This is a genomic window from Pseudomonas sp. F8002 (assembly GCF_013385495.1).
Lineage (GTDB): Bacteria > Pseudomonadota > Gammaproteobacteria > Pseudomonadales > Pseudomonadaceae > Aquipseudomonas.
On the sequence record NZ_JACAPW010000020.1, the window covers coordinates 42,822 to 57,452 of the forward strand.

Consider the following 14,631-nt stretch of genomic DNA (forward strand, 5'->3'; position numbering starts at 1 on the left):
CTGAAAAGATAAAAAACGGAAAAGTGTCAGGCCGAAACAACAACGAGCGCCGTCTTGCCTTGCGATCTCAGGTCAACGCTTCGATGGATTCAACGCAGCCGCACTGGCATGTTCAGTCAACGCCTTCACGCCCAGGCCGGCGGCCTCGACGGCCCCGGCCAAATAGCCGGAAAACTGCGGCGACCACTCGCTGGCGATGCCTGTCAGGCATCCCTGCCAGGGTCCCGAAGTTGCCTTGGCCGAGGGCGCCCGGGAATGCTGGGCCGCCGCATTTACATCGACTGCGGTGGCCGTACGCGGGTCTTGCGCCCAGTCCTTGATGGCTTCGGCCTTGGGCGTCGCCGCCAGAGGGCCAAACATCCGTACCAGTTGCGCACGGCAGTGCGTGCGCAATACCTCGTCGGAGACCGTGCTGCGTACACGCGCCGGCACGCCCAGGAAGCCAAACAGCGCTGCGCTGCCACCCGGCATGGAGGCGTCATGGATTTCACCCAGTGGCCCACGTGCACTGCGGCCTTCACCGGACAACCCCTGCTCCCGCCAGAACGGTGTGTCATAGATGGCGACGTACTTGGCTTGAGGTGCCATCCACGTCGCCGTTTCACGCCACTGCAGGGCCAGCGATGCAGGCAAGGCCGGTTCGAATGCGATGGTGCTTTCGACCAGTCGAGGCGGCAGCGCCAGCAAGACATGCTCGGCCTGCCAGGCACTGACATGGCCTGCGGCGTTTTCGCTCTCAAGCTCGATACAGCCGTGGTGTTTGCGAAGTCGGCGCACCGTGTGGCCGGTGATGATGTTTGCCGGGGCGAGCTCGTCTCGCAGGGCTTCGGTCAAGCGCCCCATGCCACCGGCCAGGCGCATGGACGCGGGCGAGTTCACGTAGCCACGCATGCGCACAGGAGGCTCCTCGGGTGAGCGCTCCACCATCATGTCGCCCTCCTCGAACTGCTCAAACCGCTCCAGGCCCAAGGCCTCCACCAGCCGGCCAAGCTCGTATTGGTAGCCAGGCCAGAACCAGGTAGGGCCCAGGTCGAAGCGGTCGATGCCGTCGGTGTTCGCTGCAATGTGGGTAACGGCCTGGCCGGTGGCGTCGATGGACGCAATACGACCGCCGAGGACTTCCCTCCCCTCCAGCAACACATAATCGGTGATGCCCTGGCGTTCCAGCAGGTAGGCGGCGTACAGGCCGCTCAAACCGGCGCCAACGATAGCAATGCGTACCGTGTGCATGCTCATTCCTCTGCCGCCACATCGGCCAGGTGGCCCGTTTTGAGGTACAGGGTGGCGCCTTGGTCGCCAGCGTAGAGGTTCGCAGACTCACCAGCAGGCAGGCGCACCCAACTGCCGCACTCGTATGCCTTTCCATCCAGCGTCACGTTGCCCGCCAGCACCAGCAGTTCAGCGCCATCAGGCAGCGTCTCGAAAATCGCGTCATGCGGTGCCAGACGTTGCAGACAGACCTGCTCCGTTTCATCACGGAACAGCGTGCAAACCTCGCGCCGGCCCTCCCGACGCCACGCGGCAGGGTCACGGGTATCAATGCGCACATGGCGCTGCTCGCGTCCCTGCATCTGCTGAAGCTTGACGAAAATGACGGCGCCCCCGGCACTGGAGGGTTGATGGCTGGACCCGGGGGGATTGCGCAAATACCAGCCCGCCGGGTAGTCCCCACTCCCGTCGGAGAAGGTCCCCGACAACACGAGAATCTCCTCTCCCCCGGGATGGGGGTGGCGAGGGAAACGGGAGTCAGGCGCATACCGCACAAGGCTGGTGGCACGGGCTTGTTCCGCGCCCACGCGATCCAGCATCACGCGCTCGACGCCATCCTGGGGCGAAGCCACCCATTGACACTGCTGGGACGCCACGATGGCGCGGCGAGTGAAATCGGCATTGATCAGCATGAGGGTTATCCAAACGGGGACAAAGACACCGGCCAACCCGTCCGTGGGTGGGCGGTGCATATCGATAGGGCTTACTGACTGGGCAGTTGTTGATAGGCCTCGACGACGCGTGCCGAGTACGTCAGTGCAGCACCCGCGTTCAGGGCAATCGCCACACCGAGGGCTTCGGTGATTTCTTCAAGCGTGGCACCGTGCTCGACCGCCTTCTTGGTGTGAACGGAAATACACCCGTCGCAGCGCGTGGTCACAGCCACCGCCAATGCGATCAGCTCGTGGATCTTCGGTTCCAGATGCCCCGTCTTGACCGCCGAATTGTCGATCATCATCAGGCCGCGCATCACGTCGGGGTTTTGTTTGGCGTAGTCGCCCACGCGCTCCATCAGGGCGTCGCGGTAGCCATTCCAGTCTTGCATCATGGTCTTTCTCCAAAAACAGATTGAAGCCAGGTGTGGGGTCTCGCCTGGCAAAGAACTCAGTGCGTCAGCGGCGCAGGTCAGTTACGGCCAGCCATGACACCGCCATCGACGTCCCAGACGGCGCCAGTAACCCAGCCCGCCTTGTCCGAGAGGAGGAAGGCAACCACTTCGGCGACATCCTGAGGCGTGCCCACACGGCCAATCGGGTGGAAGCTGTTGAAGCCTTGCAGCGCACTGTGCACTTCGGCTTTTGGAATGAAGCCTTCGTAGATAGGGGTCTGCACCACGGCAGGCGACACCGCGTTAACACGGATGTTCTTGCTGCCCAGTTCCATCGCCAGGTGCTGGGTCAGCGAGTGCAGGCCCGCCTTGGCCATCGAGTAGGCCGACGACGGTGTGGCCGCGATCGCCTGCTTGCCCCACATCGAACCAATGTTCACGATCGCGCCCGGGCGGTTCTTGGCGACCAGGTTGGCGGCAACCTTTTGCGTGATGAAGAAGGTCGCTTTGTTGATCGACATGTACTGGGCGTAATCGGCTTCCGAATGCTCCAGGAATGGCTTGGGGAAGAACACGCCAGCGGCGTTGACCAGCAGGTCGATATCCGAATGCTGTTCGTCCAGGGTTTTGATCAGCGAAGCGACGGCGGCGTCGTTGGCCAGGTCGGCGGTCAGTGCCCATACCTGGCCCAGTTCAGCCAATTCCCGGCGGGCTGCTTCGGTTTTTTCCGGGCGGTTGCCCACGATGACTACGCTGCCGCCCTCGGCCAGTACGGTGCGCGCCGTCTGCAGGCCCATGCCGCTGGTGCCACCGACGACCAACAGCTTCTTGCCCTTGAATTGATTGCTCATCTTGAAAATCTCTCTGTGCGCCCGCCGCCAGGCAGGACTTGAATGGAAGAAAAACTATTGTTTCCAATGGCCTATGCGCTCAGCCATCAAACAGATCAACAGTCGGCATGGAGGCGATTTTTCTCCTCTTCCGGCCCGCAGACAAACGAGATAAAGTGTCAGCCCCAGAAAGAAAAACTTTATCGATATGAAATCGCCCGTCCATCTCAACGCCCTGCGTGCTTTCGAGGCCAGCGCCCGCCATCAGAGCTTTTCTTCGGCGGCGGTCGAACTCAATGTCACACCCGCCGCTGTCGGTCAGTTGGTCCGTACGCTGGAAGACTGGCTGGGTAGCCCGCTGTTTGTGCGCGGTAGCAGCGGTCGGGCACGGCTTGTACCTACTGAGGCGGCTGAGCGTGCATTGCCAGACATCCGGGCAGGTTTCGACAGGCTGGCGTTGGGGATGGAACGACTTAGCGAAGGCTCGATCAGCGGCGTACTGACCGTGGCCGTCAGCCCGGCTTTTGCCGCCAAATGGCTGTTGCCTCGCATCGACCGCTTTCAGGCGGTGTGCCCCGAAACAGACGTGCGTCTGGATACCAACCTTAAACCGGTGGATTTCGTCGCCCAGCGGATCGATATCGGCGTGCGTTATGGCACGGGGCGTTGGCCAGGGCTGACCGCCGAGAAGCTGATGGACGAAGAGGTGTATCCGGTGTGCTCGCCACAACTGTTGCGCGAGCATTCGCGTTTGCAAAAAACCAGTGACCTGGCACAGGAGACGTTGATTCACGACCTTTCGATGGATAGCCATAGCGGTTTTCCGAGCTGGGAAACCTGGATGCAGAAAGCCGGATCGAAGGACACCCTCTCCCTGCGAGGCATGCAAATCAACAATTCTGCCGCCGTGTTGCAGGCTGCGGTTGAGGGGCACGGCGTCGCACTTGCACGCAGCGTCATGGCCCACGACGACCTGGCAAGCGGACGGTTGGTGCGGTTGTTTCCAGACATCAGTGTTGCATCGGAGCTGGCCTACTACGTCGTTTATCGACCTGAGTGTGCGAGCTTGCCCAAGTTGGCGACATTTCGGGACTGGTTGTTGGCAGAAGCACAGCAGACGGTAAAGCGTGAGATCAGCGCCCACTAGGCTGTACTACTCGCGATTCCTCAACGACGACGCTACCAGCAAATCCCGCGTATAGGCATGCTCCGGTGCGTCGAACAATTGCTCGGTACTCCCCGCCTCCACGACCACGCCATCCTTCACCACGATCAAGTCGTGAGCCAACGCCCTTACCACCGCCAGGTCGTGGCTGATGAACAAGTACGTCAGCCCATGCTCCTCCTGCAACCTGCGCAGCAAGCTCACCACCTGCTTTTGCACGGTGCGGTCGAGGGCTGAGGTGGGTTCGTCGAGCAATATCAAATCCGGCTTGATCACCAGTGCGCGGGCGATCGCGATGCGTTGGCGCTGGCCGCCGGAGAATTCGTGGGGGAAGCGATGGCGCGTATCGGGGTCGAGTCCGACGTCGCGCAACACGGCAATCACTTGAGCTTCGCGCGCGCAAGCATTGAGGTCCGTGTGTACGCGCAGGCCTTCTTCGATGATTTGCTGCACGCTCATGCGCGGACTGAGGCTGCCGAACGGGTCTTGAAACACCACCTGTAGTTTGCGCCGCCACGGACGCAGGGCCTTGCCTTTGAGTGCGTCGAGGGCCTGGCCCTGGAAGCGAATGCTGCCTTGGGCGTCGATCAACCGCAGGATCGCCTGGCCAAGGGTGGATTTGCCCGAGCCGGATTCGCCAACAATGCCCAAGGTTTTGCCACGTTGCAGGCGCAGGTCGATGCCGTCCACCGCCTTGATCGGCGGTTTGCGCCGCAGCAGGCCGCCTTGCGGGAACCAGACCTTGAGGTTGTCCACTTCCAGCAGGTTGTCCGCCGTCTCACGTACCACCGCCCTGCCATCGGGCTCGGCCTCGAGCAACTGCCGGCTGTAGGCGTGCTGCGGCGCGGCAAACAGTGCCTGGCAGTCGGCCTGTTCGACGATCTGGCCGGCGCGCATCACCGCCACGCGCTGGGCGATGCTGCGCACCACGTTGAGGTCGTGGCTGATCAGCAGCAGCGCCATGCCCAGGCGTTGCTGCAGGTCTTTTAGCAGCGCAAGAATGCGTCGCTGCACGGTCACGTCCAGGGCCGTGGTGGGCTCGTCGGCGATCAACAGCAGCGGTTCGCAAGCCAGGGCCATGGCGATCATCACCCGCTGGCGCTGCCCGCCGGAGAGCTGATGCGGGTACGCCGCAAGGCGCTGGCGCGGCTGCTGGATGCCCACCAGTTCGAGCAACTCCAACACGCGCTCACGCGCCGCCGCACCGCCCAGGCCTTTGTGCAGCAGCAGGGTTTCGGACAGCTGCCGTTCCACGCTGTACAGCGGGTTGAGCGAGGTCATCGGCTCCTGAAAGATCATCGCGATGCGATCGCCGCGAATCTGCCTTAAACGCTCCGGCCGCGCGCCGAGCAGCTCTTCGCCCTGGTAGCGAATACTGCCCTGGGTACGCGTGGTGTGGGGCGGCAGCAATTGCAGGATCGAGTGGGCGGTCACCGATTTACCGGAGCCCGACTCGCCCACCAGAGCCAGGCACTCGCCCGGGTGAATATCCAGGTCGATGCCACGCACCGCTTTGTGCCCGTCGAACGCCACTTTCAGGTTACGAATTTCAATCAACGCGTCAGTCACGGCACAGCTCGCTTATCAGGATCGGGGGTCGAAGGCGTCGCGGCAGGCTTCGCCGATAAACACCAACAGGGACAGGATCAACGCCAACGTAAAAAACGCGGTCAGCGCCAGCCACGGGGCTTGCAGGTTGTTTTTTCCCTGGCCGATCAACTCACCCAGGGACGCACTGCCCGTGGGCATGCCGAAGCCAAGAAAATCCAGGGCGGTGAGGGTCGAAATGGCCCCGGTCAAAATGAACGGCAAGTAGGTCAAGGTGGCAGTCAGCGCGTTGGGCAGAATGTGCCGCAACATCACCTGAACATCGCCCACACCCAGGGCTCGCGCGGCCTTCACGTACTCCAGGTTGCGCCCGCGCAGGAACTCGGCGCGCACCACATCCACCAGGGTCAGCCAGGAAAACAGCGCCATGATCCCCAGCAGCCACCAGAAACCCGGTTCGACAAACCCGGACAAGATGATCAGCAAGTACAGGACCGGTAGCCCCGACCAGATCTCGATCAGGCGCTGCCCCAACAGGTCGACCCAACCGGCGTAATAGCCTTGCAGCGCGCCGGCGGCGACCCCGATCAAAGTGCTGACCACGGTCAGTGCCAAGGCAAATAGCAGCGATACCCGGGTGCCGAAAATCACCCGCGCCAATACATCCCGGGCTTGATCATCGGTGCCCAGCCAGTTGCTCGCGCTGGGCGGCGCCGGCGAAGGGGTCGTGAGGTCGTAGTTGACCGTGTCGTAGCTGAACGGAATAGGCGCAAACAGCATCCAGCCGCCCTGCCCTTCAATCAGTTCATGCACGTAAGGGTCACGGTAATCCGGCTGAAACGGCAACGTGCCGCCAAAATCCTGCTCGGTGTAGCGCTCGAAGGCCGGGAAATACAATGAGCCCTGGTACGCCATCACCAGTGGCTTGTCGTTGGCCAGCAGTTCGGCACCCAGACATACGGCGAACAGCGCCAGGAACATCCACAGCGACCACCAGCCGCGGCGATTGCGCTTGAAGTGCAGCCAGCGGCGACGGGTGATCGGAGTAAAAACCGGCATCAGTGCGACCTCGCGGAAAAATCCAGCCGGGGGTCCAGCAGGCGGTAGCACAGGTCGCCCAGCAACTTGATGACCAACCCGACCAGGGTAAAGATTAACAGCGTGCCGAAGACCACGGGATAGTCCCGTGCCACTGCCGCTTCGTAGCTCAGGCGACCGAGGCCGTCGAGGGAGAAAATCACTTCAATCAGCAACGAGCCGCCGAACAACATCGCGGTGAGCGCCTGGGGCAGGCCAACCACGATCAGCAGCATGGCGTTGCGAAACACGTGTTTGTACAGCACCTGTTTTTCGCTGAAACCCTTGGCCCGCGCGGTCACTACGTACTGGCGGCTGATCTCGTCGAGGAAGCTGTTTTTGGTGAGAATGGTCAGTGTGGCAAAGCCGCCAATCACCAGCGCCGATACCGGCAAGACAAGGTGCCAGAAGTAGTCCACGACCTTGCCCGCCCATGACAGGCTGGCAAAGTTCTCCGAGACCAGGCCGCGCACCGGAAACCAGTTCAACAGGCTACCGCCGCCGAATACCACGATCAGCAGCAAGGCGAACAGGAACGCCGGCATGGCGTGGCCGATAATGACCGCCGCACTGCTCCACACATCGAAGCGGCTGCCATGGCGCACGGCCTTGCGAATGCCCAGCGGGATCGACACCAGGTAGCTGATCAGCGTGGCCCAGAAGCCCAGGGACAAAGTCACCGGCAGTTTTTGCAGGATCAGGTCGGTGACCTTGGCGCCGCGGAAGAAGCTATCGCCAAAATCCAGCCGCGCGTAGCTGCTGAGCATCAACCAAAGGCGTGCGCCCAGGGGCTTGTCGAAGCCGTATTGGCGCTCGATATCGGCCACCAGCGCGGGGTCCAGGCCACGAGTTGTGCGCGATTCAGTGCTGCCGGTTTCCACCCGTGTGCCGGCCACCGACGCTTGGCTGCCGATGCCTTGCAAGCGCGCGATGGCTTGCTCAACCGGGCCACCCGGGGCGGCTTGCACGATAAAAAAGTTGACCAGCAGGATGCACACCAGCGTCGGCACGATCAGCAATAAACGGCGCGCGCTATAGGCCAGCATGTTGGGAAGCCTCAGTCAGTTGACGCATCTGTGGGGTGGTCAGCGGTGTCGGGCTCACTTCCCACCAGGTGTCGATGCCCACGTCATTGAGCGGCGCTGTGCGGGGCCGACCAAAACGGTTCCACCACAGCGAGGACGAGCCCGGCGGGTAATAGTTGGGAATCCAGTAGAAGCCCCACTGCAACACGCGGTCGAGGGCATGGGCGTAGCGCACCATGGTCGGGCGGTCGTTGGCGCGGACAAGGCCATCGATCAAGGCGTCCACCGCCGGGTTGCGCAGTGCCATGTAATTGTTGGAGCCAGGGTCATCGGCACTCTCGGAACCGAAGTAGTTGGTCAGCTCGCGGCCCGGCGATGGGCTGACCGGGTACCCGTTGACGATCATGTCGTAGTCCCGTGCGCGCACGCGGTTGGCGTATTGGGCCGAGTCGATCATGCGGATCGTGAAGCCGATGCCGATCTGCGCCAGGTTGCGTTTGTAGGGCAGCAGCAAACGCTCGAAGCCTTTCTGGGCATTCAGGAAGGTGAACTGCAACGGCGTGCCCTCGGCGTTAACCAACTGGTCGCCGCGCGGGGTCCAGCCCGCCTCGGCCAGTAACTTCAGCGCTTGCGCCTGCTGCGGCCGAATGCGCCCGCTGCCATCGGTGCGCGGCGGCTGGTAGACCTGGGTGAACACCTCTTCCGGCACTTGCCCGCGCCAGGGTTCCAGAATGGCCAGTTCCTGGGCATCCGGCAGCTGGGTGGCCGCCAATGCGCTGCGGGAAAAGAAGCTGCGCTGGCGCAGGTACAGGCTGTGCATCATCTGCCGGTTGCTCCAGTCGAAATCCCACAACAGGCTCAGCGCCTCGCGCACGCGGCGGTCCTGGAACTGCGGTTTTTGCAGGTTGAACACAAAGCCCTGGGTGCCCTGCACGGCATTCGGTGCCAGTTGTTCACGTTGCAGACGACCGTCGCGCAAAGCCTCGCCGTCGTAGCCCACCGAATAACTGGTGGCGGAAAATTCGCGATTGAAGTCGTAACCCTGGGCTTGCAGGATCTGGCGCGACACGTCGCCGTCGGCAAAAAATTCAAGCCGCAGGGTGTCGAAGTTGTACTGCCCCTGCGTCACCGGCAGGTCTCGCCCCCACCAGTCCTTGACCCGTTCGAAGGTGACACTGCGGCCGTTGTCCACGCTGCTGATACGGTACGGGCCGCTGCCCACCGGCGGTTCAAAGCCGCCGCCGCTGGCGAAATTGCGCCCCTGCCACCAATGTTCCGGCAGCACCGGCAGTGAAGCGAGGTCCAGAGGCAAGGTGCGATTGTCGGCGCTTTTGAAGGTGAACCGCACTTGGGTCGGCGATTCCACCAGCACCTGGTCCACATCGGCAAAGCTTTGGCGATACGCCAGGCTGCCTTCGGTGGTGAACAGCTTGAAGGTGTAGGCCACGTCCTGCGCGGTGATGGGCGTGCCATCGGCAAAACGCGCCTTGGGATTGAGGTAGAAACGCAGCCATGAATGGTCATCTGCCAGCTCCATGCCTTGCGCGACTAACCCGTACACGGTGTACGGCTCATCCTGCGAACGGTACGCCAACGGGCTGTAGAGCCAACCCTGGATCTGGGTGATGCCGGTGCCTTTGTCGACATACGGGATCAGGTGATCAAACGCCCCGCCTTCCATCGACGAACGACGAAAACTGCCGCCCTTGGGCGCGTTCGGGTTGACGTAATCCAGGTGTTTGAAGTTGGCCGGGTACTTGGGCGCTTCGCCGTATACCGTCAAAGCGTGCGTCGGTTGAGCGAGCAGTGACGGCGCCCAAAGCCCCGCCAGCAGTGCCCACACCATGAAGCGAAACAGGCTCACAAACTCAACTCCTTTTCCAAAAACACTGAAGGCTCACTTATGCAGGGTTGTGCGTCGACGCCAGGGTTTTTATAGAGCACCGGTTAGACCGTTAGCGCATGTGCTTATGCGCTACTTGCCGAAGTGGTAACTCACGTCCAGCCAGACCTGGCGGCCATAGGGGTCGTAGTTGCCGCTGGGGTAATACGGCCAGCCGGCGGAGTCATCGTGCTTGACCTGATTGAGCAGGTTGTTGACGGTCAGGCCGACACTCGCCTGCTCGTTCACCTGGTAACGGGCGCTGGCGTTGAAGGTCGTCCAGGGCGACAGGCGCCCATCGCCGGCGCCATTGGTCACGCTGCCGTAGCGAATGCCGGTCAGCGTGGTGGTGAGGTGCTGGTAGTCCCAGGTCAGGCTCGCGTTGACCTTGCTGCGCCAGTCGTGGTTGTCGGTGCTGGAGCGCAGGTTCTGGGTTTGCGCATCGTCCGACTCCTTGAGGTAGTGGGACAGCACCAGGCTGTAGCCAATCGCCGAACTGAACGCGCCGTACTGGCCTGCGCCCCAGCGAATATTACTCTTGAGGTCCAGGCCGCTGACCCGCTCGCTGGCGGCGTTGATCGCATTGACCTGCACCCGTTGCAGCACGTTCGGGTCCACTGCCGCCGTGCTGGCATTGCGCTGGATGCGTGCCAGGACGTCGGCGCAAGTGGTCGCATCAAGCTGGCCGTTGCGGCACTGGTTTTCCTGTTGCAGCAAGCGGTTGATGTCGACGGTGGTCAACAGGTCCTTGATTTCGACGCGCCAGAAGTCGGCGGAGAAATCAAACTGATGCGAGGGCGACCAGACAAAGCCGTACGTCCAGGACTTGCCACGCTCGGAGGCGAGGTCCGAATTACCGGTCTGGGTGTAATCCACGCGGCCCCGGTCACACGCCCCTTCTACGCCCTTGCTGCAACCGTAATAGTCGATCTGGTCAGGCGTGTAGCCATTGGTCGCGGCCTGGTAGAGGTAGTTGAGGTCGGGTGCGCGAAAGCTGGTGCCGTAGCTGCCACGAAACAGCAGGCTGGTCACCGGGCGCCATTCCAGGCCCAGGTTGTAGGTTTTTTGTTGCTCGGTGCGGCCACTGAATTTGTATTGGTCCCAGCGCCCGGCCGCCGAGGCGAGCAAGGTGTCGGTGACGGGAATGCTCAGCTCGCCACCCGCGGCGTAGCGGTCACGCGAACCGCCTGAATTGGAGGCCGGCGTGGTGTTGTAAAACGTGCCGTCATTGAGTTGGTCGTCGACATCGACGCTGTAGGATTGCCGCCCCACTTCGGTCACACCGGCAAAGCCCACCGGCCCGGCGGGCAGCTCGAACAGGTCGCCGTTAATGTTGGCGCTGAAGGTTTGGGAAACCGATTTACTCTTCTGCACCAGGTTGCCGCGAAACTGATCCCACTGCTCCGGAGTCAGCGGCTGGTCCAGCCGCGAAGGGTCTGGCGCGAAGACCGGGTGCCCGTCCTGCGTGCCCAGTTGCGGCCCGAGGTAGTAATCGCGGATGCCGCTCAAAGGCGTGTAGCGGGTGGTGCGGTCGCTGGTGTACTCGGAGCGGTTCGCCGCAATCTGATAACCCCAGTCACTGTTGGTGAACTTGTCTTCCAGGCCCAGGGTGCCGGTCCAGGACACTTCGCGCCATTTGCTGTTGTTGCTGGTCTTGCCACCGATTTCCTCGCTGGAAAAGTTGCGTGACCAGCGCTCCAGGTTGCCGGTGTTGCGGTTGATAAAGTCCGGCGAGGTGAAGCTTGGGCCGCGCGTGTTGTTCTGCGTGTGATCAAAGCCAAACATCAAGTCGGCGAACACTTTGCCGGTGTCGCTGAAGTGCCAGGTGCCGCGCGTGTAGCCGTCATAGTTTTCCTTTTGCGCCTGCAAGGTCCAGTAGTCGTTGTAGTACTGGTTGGTGGTGCAGCGGGTGCTGCTGCCACCGAGCTTGCCGTTGTAGATACCGCCGTAGGCACCGCAGCCGGGGCCGAGGTAGGCGCCGCTGTCGAGGTTACGGCGGTAGCCCACATCCTTGGCCGGGCCGTCGCTCATAAAGCCGCGCTGGTTGGCCCAGATCGGTTGGCGCTGGGTCAGCTCCAGGCCGAATACCCCGTCAAAATCGCCCCAGGTCTCGCCGCCGCTGATCTGCAGGCGCTGGTTGTCGCCGCCGCCACGCTCGGCGGCGCCACCACGCAGATTGACGTCCACGCCGCTGATTTTGTCTTTGAGGATGATGTTCACCACCCCGGCAATCGCGTCGGAGCCATACACCGCCGAGGCGCCGCTGCTGAGGATCTCGATACGCTCGATCATCACCGCCGGGATGTTCGCAAGGTTGGTGAAGTTGACCGCGCCGTCGTACGCCGTGGGGTAGTCGGCCACGCGCCTGCCGTTGATCAGCACCAGCGTGTGGTTCGGCCCCAGCCCTCGCAGGTTGAGGGCACTGGCGGCCGGCTGGAAGGTGTTGCCGTAGTCTTCGCCCTGGGTCATGCCGGTGTTCTGGGTTTGCGAGGCGATGGCGTCGTAGACGTTTTTGTAGCCCCTGCGGGTGACTTCGTCAGCGGTGATGACCGTGACCGGCGACGGCCCTTCAACCTGGGCACGGGCAATGCGTGAACCCGTGACCACGACCTTTTCCAACGCTACATCGCCCGGGACTTTCGCCGCCGTGGGCGCAGCCTTGACCGCCGCTGCAGGTGGCTTGACCGCCCGGCGCAGGGTCCAACCGCCGTCGCCACTGGGCACGGCGTCGAGGGCTGCACCGCGCAGTGCCTGTCGCAGCGCTTGCTCGGTGGTGAAGGTGCCCCGCACCGGCGCGCTGGTCAGGCCTTGCACAAGGTCTTGCTGGAAGGAAATGATCTGCCCGCTGCTGCGCGACAGGGTCAACAGCGCTTGGTCGAGGGGGCCGCTGGCGATATCAAAATCAAAAGTCTGGGCGGTCGATATCGCAGACAGCGGCTGTGCCAGCACCGCCGTGCCATGTCCCGCCAAAGTCAGGCCAATCGTCAGAGACAGTGCCGCCAGAGATGCGCGACTGAGAGGTTTGAGTTGCATGGTTGAGGTTCCCATCATTGATATGCCGTTGATGGGTTGAACAACAGATCGGTTTTTTTTATAGGCGGCCGTTAGGCTAAAAAAGCATGGGTTTATAACGGCCCGAAACAACACTCCCAGGCAGATACACCCTGGCCTGTATTGGGTTGTGCAACAGTGGCGGGGGTTTTATAGGGCTGGGAAAATTATTTTTATCGGCGCTCGATACTGACCCAATAAGGGCTGTGATAATCGATCTGCACCGGCAAGGATTTGGCCAGCAATTGCAGGGCGCCCTGGCTGTCGTCCAGCGGGAAAATCCCGCTCAGCCTCAGGCTCGCCGCCTCGGGGCTGACGCGGATGATGCCGCGCCGGTAGTCACGCAGGGCTTGCACCACTTCACCCAATGAGCGGTCACGCACTTCCAGCAAGCCTTGGGTCCACGAGGCCTCGCCGCCGCTGGCGGTTTCCAGGTCGAGGATGCCATGGGCATTGAACGTGGCTTTCTGGCCGGCACTGATCACCTGCACAGCGCCGTCGCGCGTGGTGATTTCCACTTGGGAATGCAGCATCGTGATTTGGGTTCGATCCTCGCCCTGCTGTACCAGGAACCGCGTACCCAAGGCGCGCATGCGGCCGTGTTCGGTCTCTACGATAAACGGTCTGAGACTGTCCTTGAAAACGTCGACCAGCAGCTTGCCGTCGAGCAACTGCAACAGCCGTTGCCGAGCATCAAAATGCGTCAGCACCTTGCTGCGCGCATCCAGGGTCAATGCACTGCCATCCTCCAGCGTGAGGTTCAGGCGCTCGCCCGTACCGGTGCGCAAAGCGCCCAACGGCAACCAGCTGTCGGACAGCCGCGTGATCAGACTTCCAAACGACACAACGCCAACCAGCGCCAGGGTATTGCGCAAGAAGCGCCGGCGGCCCGACGGTGCGTTGAGGGTGTGCAACAGGCTGTCGCGGGGCATGCGGCGCAGTTCGTCATTGTTCAGCACGGCCGGAACGCCGCCCATCATGTTGAAGATTTCGGCACGCCGTGGGTCGCCCTCACTCCAGCGACGGAACGCCTGGTGCTCCTGAGCACTGGCGTGCCCGGATTGCAGCAACGCCATCCACTGTGCTGCCTCGTCGATGATCGCCTCATCCGGCGCGCTGTGGCTCATGGCTGTGTCATCGCCAGGTAACAGCGCTTGAACGCATCGGCCATGTATTGCTGAACCCGGCTGACCGAGACCTGCAGGCGCTCGGCGATCTGCGCATAGGTCAAACCGTCCAGCTGGTGATACAAAAACGCCGCCTTGGCCTTGGCCGACAAACCGTCGAGCAAGCGGTCGACTTCCAGCAGCGTCTCGATCAACAGCAAACGCTCCTCGGGCGACGGGTGCACCATCATCGGCGCCTGGGCCAATGCTTCCAGGTAGGCACGTTCCAGGTCCTGGCGACGCCAGCCCTCATACATCAGGCGCCGCGCGATGGTGGTCAGCAACGCCCGCGGCTCGCGGATTTGCGAAGGGTCGGGCAATGCCAGTACCCGCAGGAAGGTCTCCGATGCAATGTCCTGAGCCCCATGGGCGCAACCCATCGCCCGGCTTACCCGCGTGCAAAGCCAACTGTAGTCACTTTTGAACATCTGCCCAATCAGACCGAAATGTGGGTTCTGATTCACACCCATTGCATGCTCCATGCGAATAAAGGCCATTCAGCCTGGCGGTTGATGAGCAATGGAAAGCCATCGCTGGAGGCGGACTTTGCATGAGGGGAGCATAGGTTAG

General features: G+C 62.2%; 12 protein-coding genes. 1 reads left to right on the forward strand and 11 read right to left on the reverse strand.

Annotation, left to right across the window (positions count from 1 at the left end):
* Positions 1-72 precede the first annotated feature (72 nt).
* From HX811_RS16935 to HX811_RS16950, 4 genes are all read right to left on the reverse strand, one after another.
* Positions 73-1,230 (reverse strand): FAD-dependent oxidoreductase, encoded by a 1,158-nt coding sequence (locus tag HX811_RS16935; RefSeq protein WP_218172329.1) that lies wholly within the window; start codon positions 1,228-1,230, stop codon positions 73-75.
* A 2-nt stretch (positions 1,231-1,232) separates the two neighbouring features.
* A complete protein-coding gene (locus HX811_RS16940; RefSeq protein ID WP_177042040.1) occupies positions 1,233-1,901 on the reverse strand; it encodes a cupin domain-containing protein in 669 nt (222 codons plus the stop codon).
* A 71-nt stretch (positions 1,902-1,972) separates the two neighbouring features.
* On the reverse strand, positions 1,973-2,314 hold the full coding sequence (locus HX811_RS16945; protein WP_218172331.1) for a carboxymuconolactone decarboxylase family protein: 342 nt from the start codon (positions 2,312-2,314) through the stop codon (positions 1,973-1,975).
* A gap of 80 nt (positions 2,315-2,394) precedes the next feature.
* On the reverse strand, positions 2,395-3,168 hold the full coding sequence (locus HX811_RS16950) for an SDR family NAD(P)-dependent oxidoreductase (RefSeq protein WP_177042036.1): 774 nt from the start codon (positions 3,166-3,168) through the stop codon (positions 2,395-2,397).
* Between the two features lie 187 nt (positions 3,169-3,355).
* Here HX811_RS16950 and gcvA point away from each other — a divergent pair, with 187 nt between their 5' ends.
* The gene (gene gcvA, locus HX811_RS16955; RefSeq protein ID WP_177046632.1) at positions 3,356-4,294 is read left to right on the forward strand and encodes a transcriptional regulator GcvA; all 939 of its coding nucleotides are present in this window, start codon (positions 3,356-3,358) and stop codon (positions 4,292-4,294) included.
* A 6-nt stretch (positions 4,295-4,300) separates the two neighbouring features.
* Here the strand turns inward: gcvA and HX811_RS16960 are convergent, their stop codons facing one another.
* From HX811_RS16960 to HX811_RS16990, 7 genes are all read right to left on the reverse strand, one after another.
* Entirely contained in the window at positions 4,301-5,881 is a 1,581-nt protein-coding gene (locus tag HX811_RS16960) for an ABC transporter ATP-binding protein (RefSeq protein ID WP_177046634.1), read from the reverse strand.
* Positions 5,882-5,896: 15 nt separating this feature from the next.
* On the reverse strand, positions 5,897-6,919 hold the full coding sequence (locus HX811_RS16965) for an ABC transporter permease (RefSeq protein WP_166742170.1): 1,023 nt from the start codon (positions 6,917-6,919) through the stop codon (positions 5,897-5,899).
* Positions 6,919-7,983, reverse strand: coding sequence for a microcin C ABC transporter permease YejB (locus HX811_RS16970; RefSeq protein ID WP_177046636.1), 1,065 nt, complete (start codon positions 7,981-7,983; stop codon positions 6,919-6,921). Before HX811_RS16970 ends, HX811_RS16965 begins: the two co-directional genes overlap by 1 nt.
* Positions 7,970-9,808, reverse strand: a complete 1,839-nt coding sequence (locus tag HX811_RS16975) for an extracellular solute-binding protein (protein WP_177046679.1) — start codon at positions 9,806-9,808, stop codon at positions 7,970-7,972. The genes HX811_RS16970 and HX811_RS16975 overlap by 14 nt, the downstream gene beginning before the upstream one ends.
* A 129-nt stretch (positions 9,809-9,937) precedes the next feature.
* On the reverse strand, positions 9,938-12,877 hold the full coding sequence (locus HX811_RS16980; protein WP_177046638.1) for a TonB-dependent receptor: 2,940 nt from the start codon (positions 12,875-12,877) through the stop codon (positions 9,938-9,940).
* Positions 12,878-13,068: 191 nt separating this feature from the next.
* Positions 13,069-14,022, reverse strand: coding sequence for a FecR domain-containing protein (locus HX811_RS16985; RefSeq protein ID WP_003217682.1), 954 nt, complete (start codon positions 14,020-14,022; stop codon positions 13,069-13,071).
* On the reverse strand, positions 14,019-14,531 hold the full coding sequence (locus HX811_RS16990; protein WP_003217684.1) for a sigma-70 family RNA polymerase sigma factor: 513 nt from the start codon (positions 14,529-14,531) through the stop codon (positions 14,019-14,021). Before HX811_RS16990 ends, HX811_RS16985 begins: the two co-directional genes overlap by 4 nt.
* Positions 14,532-14,631: the final 100 nt, after the last annotated feature.

Excerpts from the sequence above, each read along its gene's own strand:
- HX811_RS16945 (WP_218172331.1), bottom strand. The coding sequence starts at position 2,314 with ATGCAAGACTGGAATGGCTACCGCGACGCCCTGATGGAGCGCGTGGGC.
- HX811_RS16975 (WP_177046679.1), bottom strand. The coding sequence starts at position 9,808 with ATGGTGTGGGCACTGCTGGCGGGGCTTTGGGCGCCGTCACTGCTCGCT.
- HX811_RS16940 (WP_177042040.1), bottom strand. The coding sequence starts at position 1,901 with ATGCTGATCAATGCCGATTTCACTCGCCGCGCCATCGTGGCGTCCCAG.
- HX811_RS16965 (WP_166742170.1), bottom strand. The coding sequence starts at position 6,919 with ATGCCGGTTTTTACTCCGATCACCCGTCGCCGCTGGCTGCACTTCAAG.
- HX811_RS16985 (WP_003217682.1), bottom strand. The coding sequence starts at position 14,022 with ATGAGCCACAGCGCGCCGGATGAGGCGATCATCGACGAGGCAGCACAG.
- HX811_RS16950 (WP_177042036.1), bottom strand. The coding sequence starts at position 3,168 with ATGAGCAATCAATTCAAGGGCAAGAAGCTGTTGGTCGTCGGTGGCACC.
- HX811_RS16935 (WP_218172329.1), bottom strand. The coding sequence starts at position 1,230 with ATGCACACGGTACGCATTGCTATCGTTGGCGCCGGTTTGAGCGGCCTG.
- gcvA (WP_177046632.1), top strand. The coding sequence starts at position 3,356 with ATGAAATCGCCCGTCCATCTCAACGCCCTGCGTGCTTTCGAGGCCAGC.
- HX811_RS16980 (WP_177046638.1), bottom strand. The coding sequence starts at position 12,877 with ATGCAACTCAAACCTCTCAGTCGCGCATCTCTGGCGGCACTGTCTCTG.
- HX811_RS16990 (WP_003217684.1), bottom strand. The coding sequence starts at position 14,531 with ATGGGTGTGAATCAGAACCCACATTTCGGTCTGATTGGGCAGATGTTC.
- HX811_RS16970 (WP_177046636.1), bottom strand. The coding sequence starts at position 7,983 with ATGCTGGCCTATAGCGCGCGCCGTTTATTGCTGATCGTGCCGACGCTG.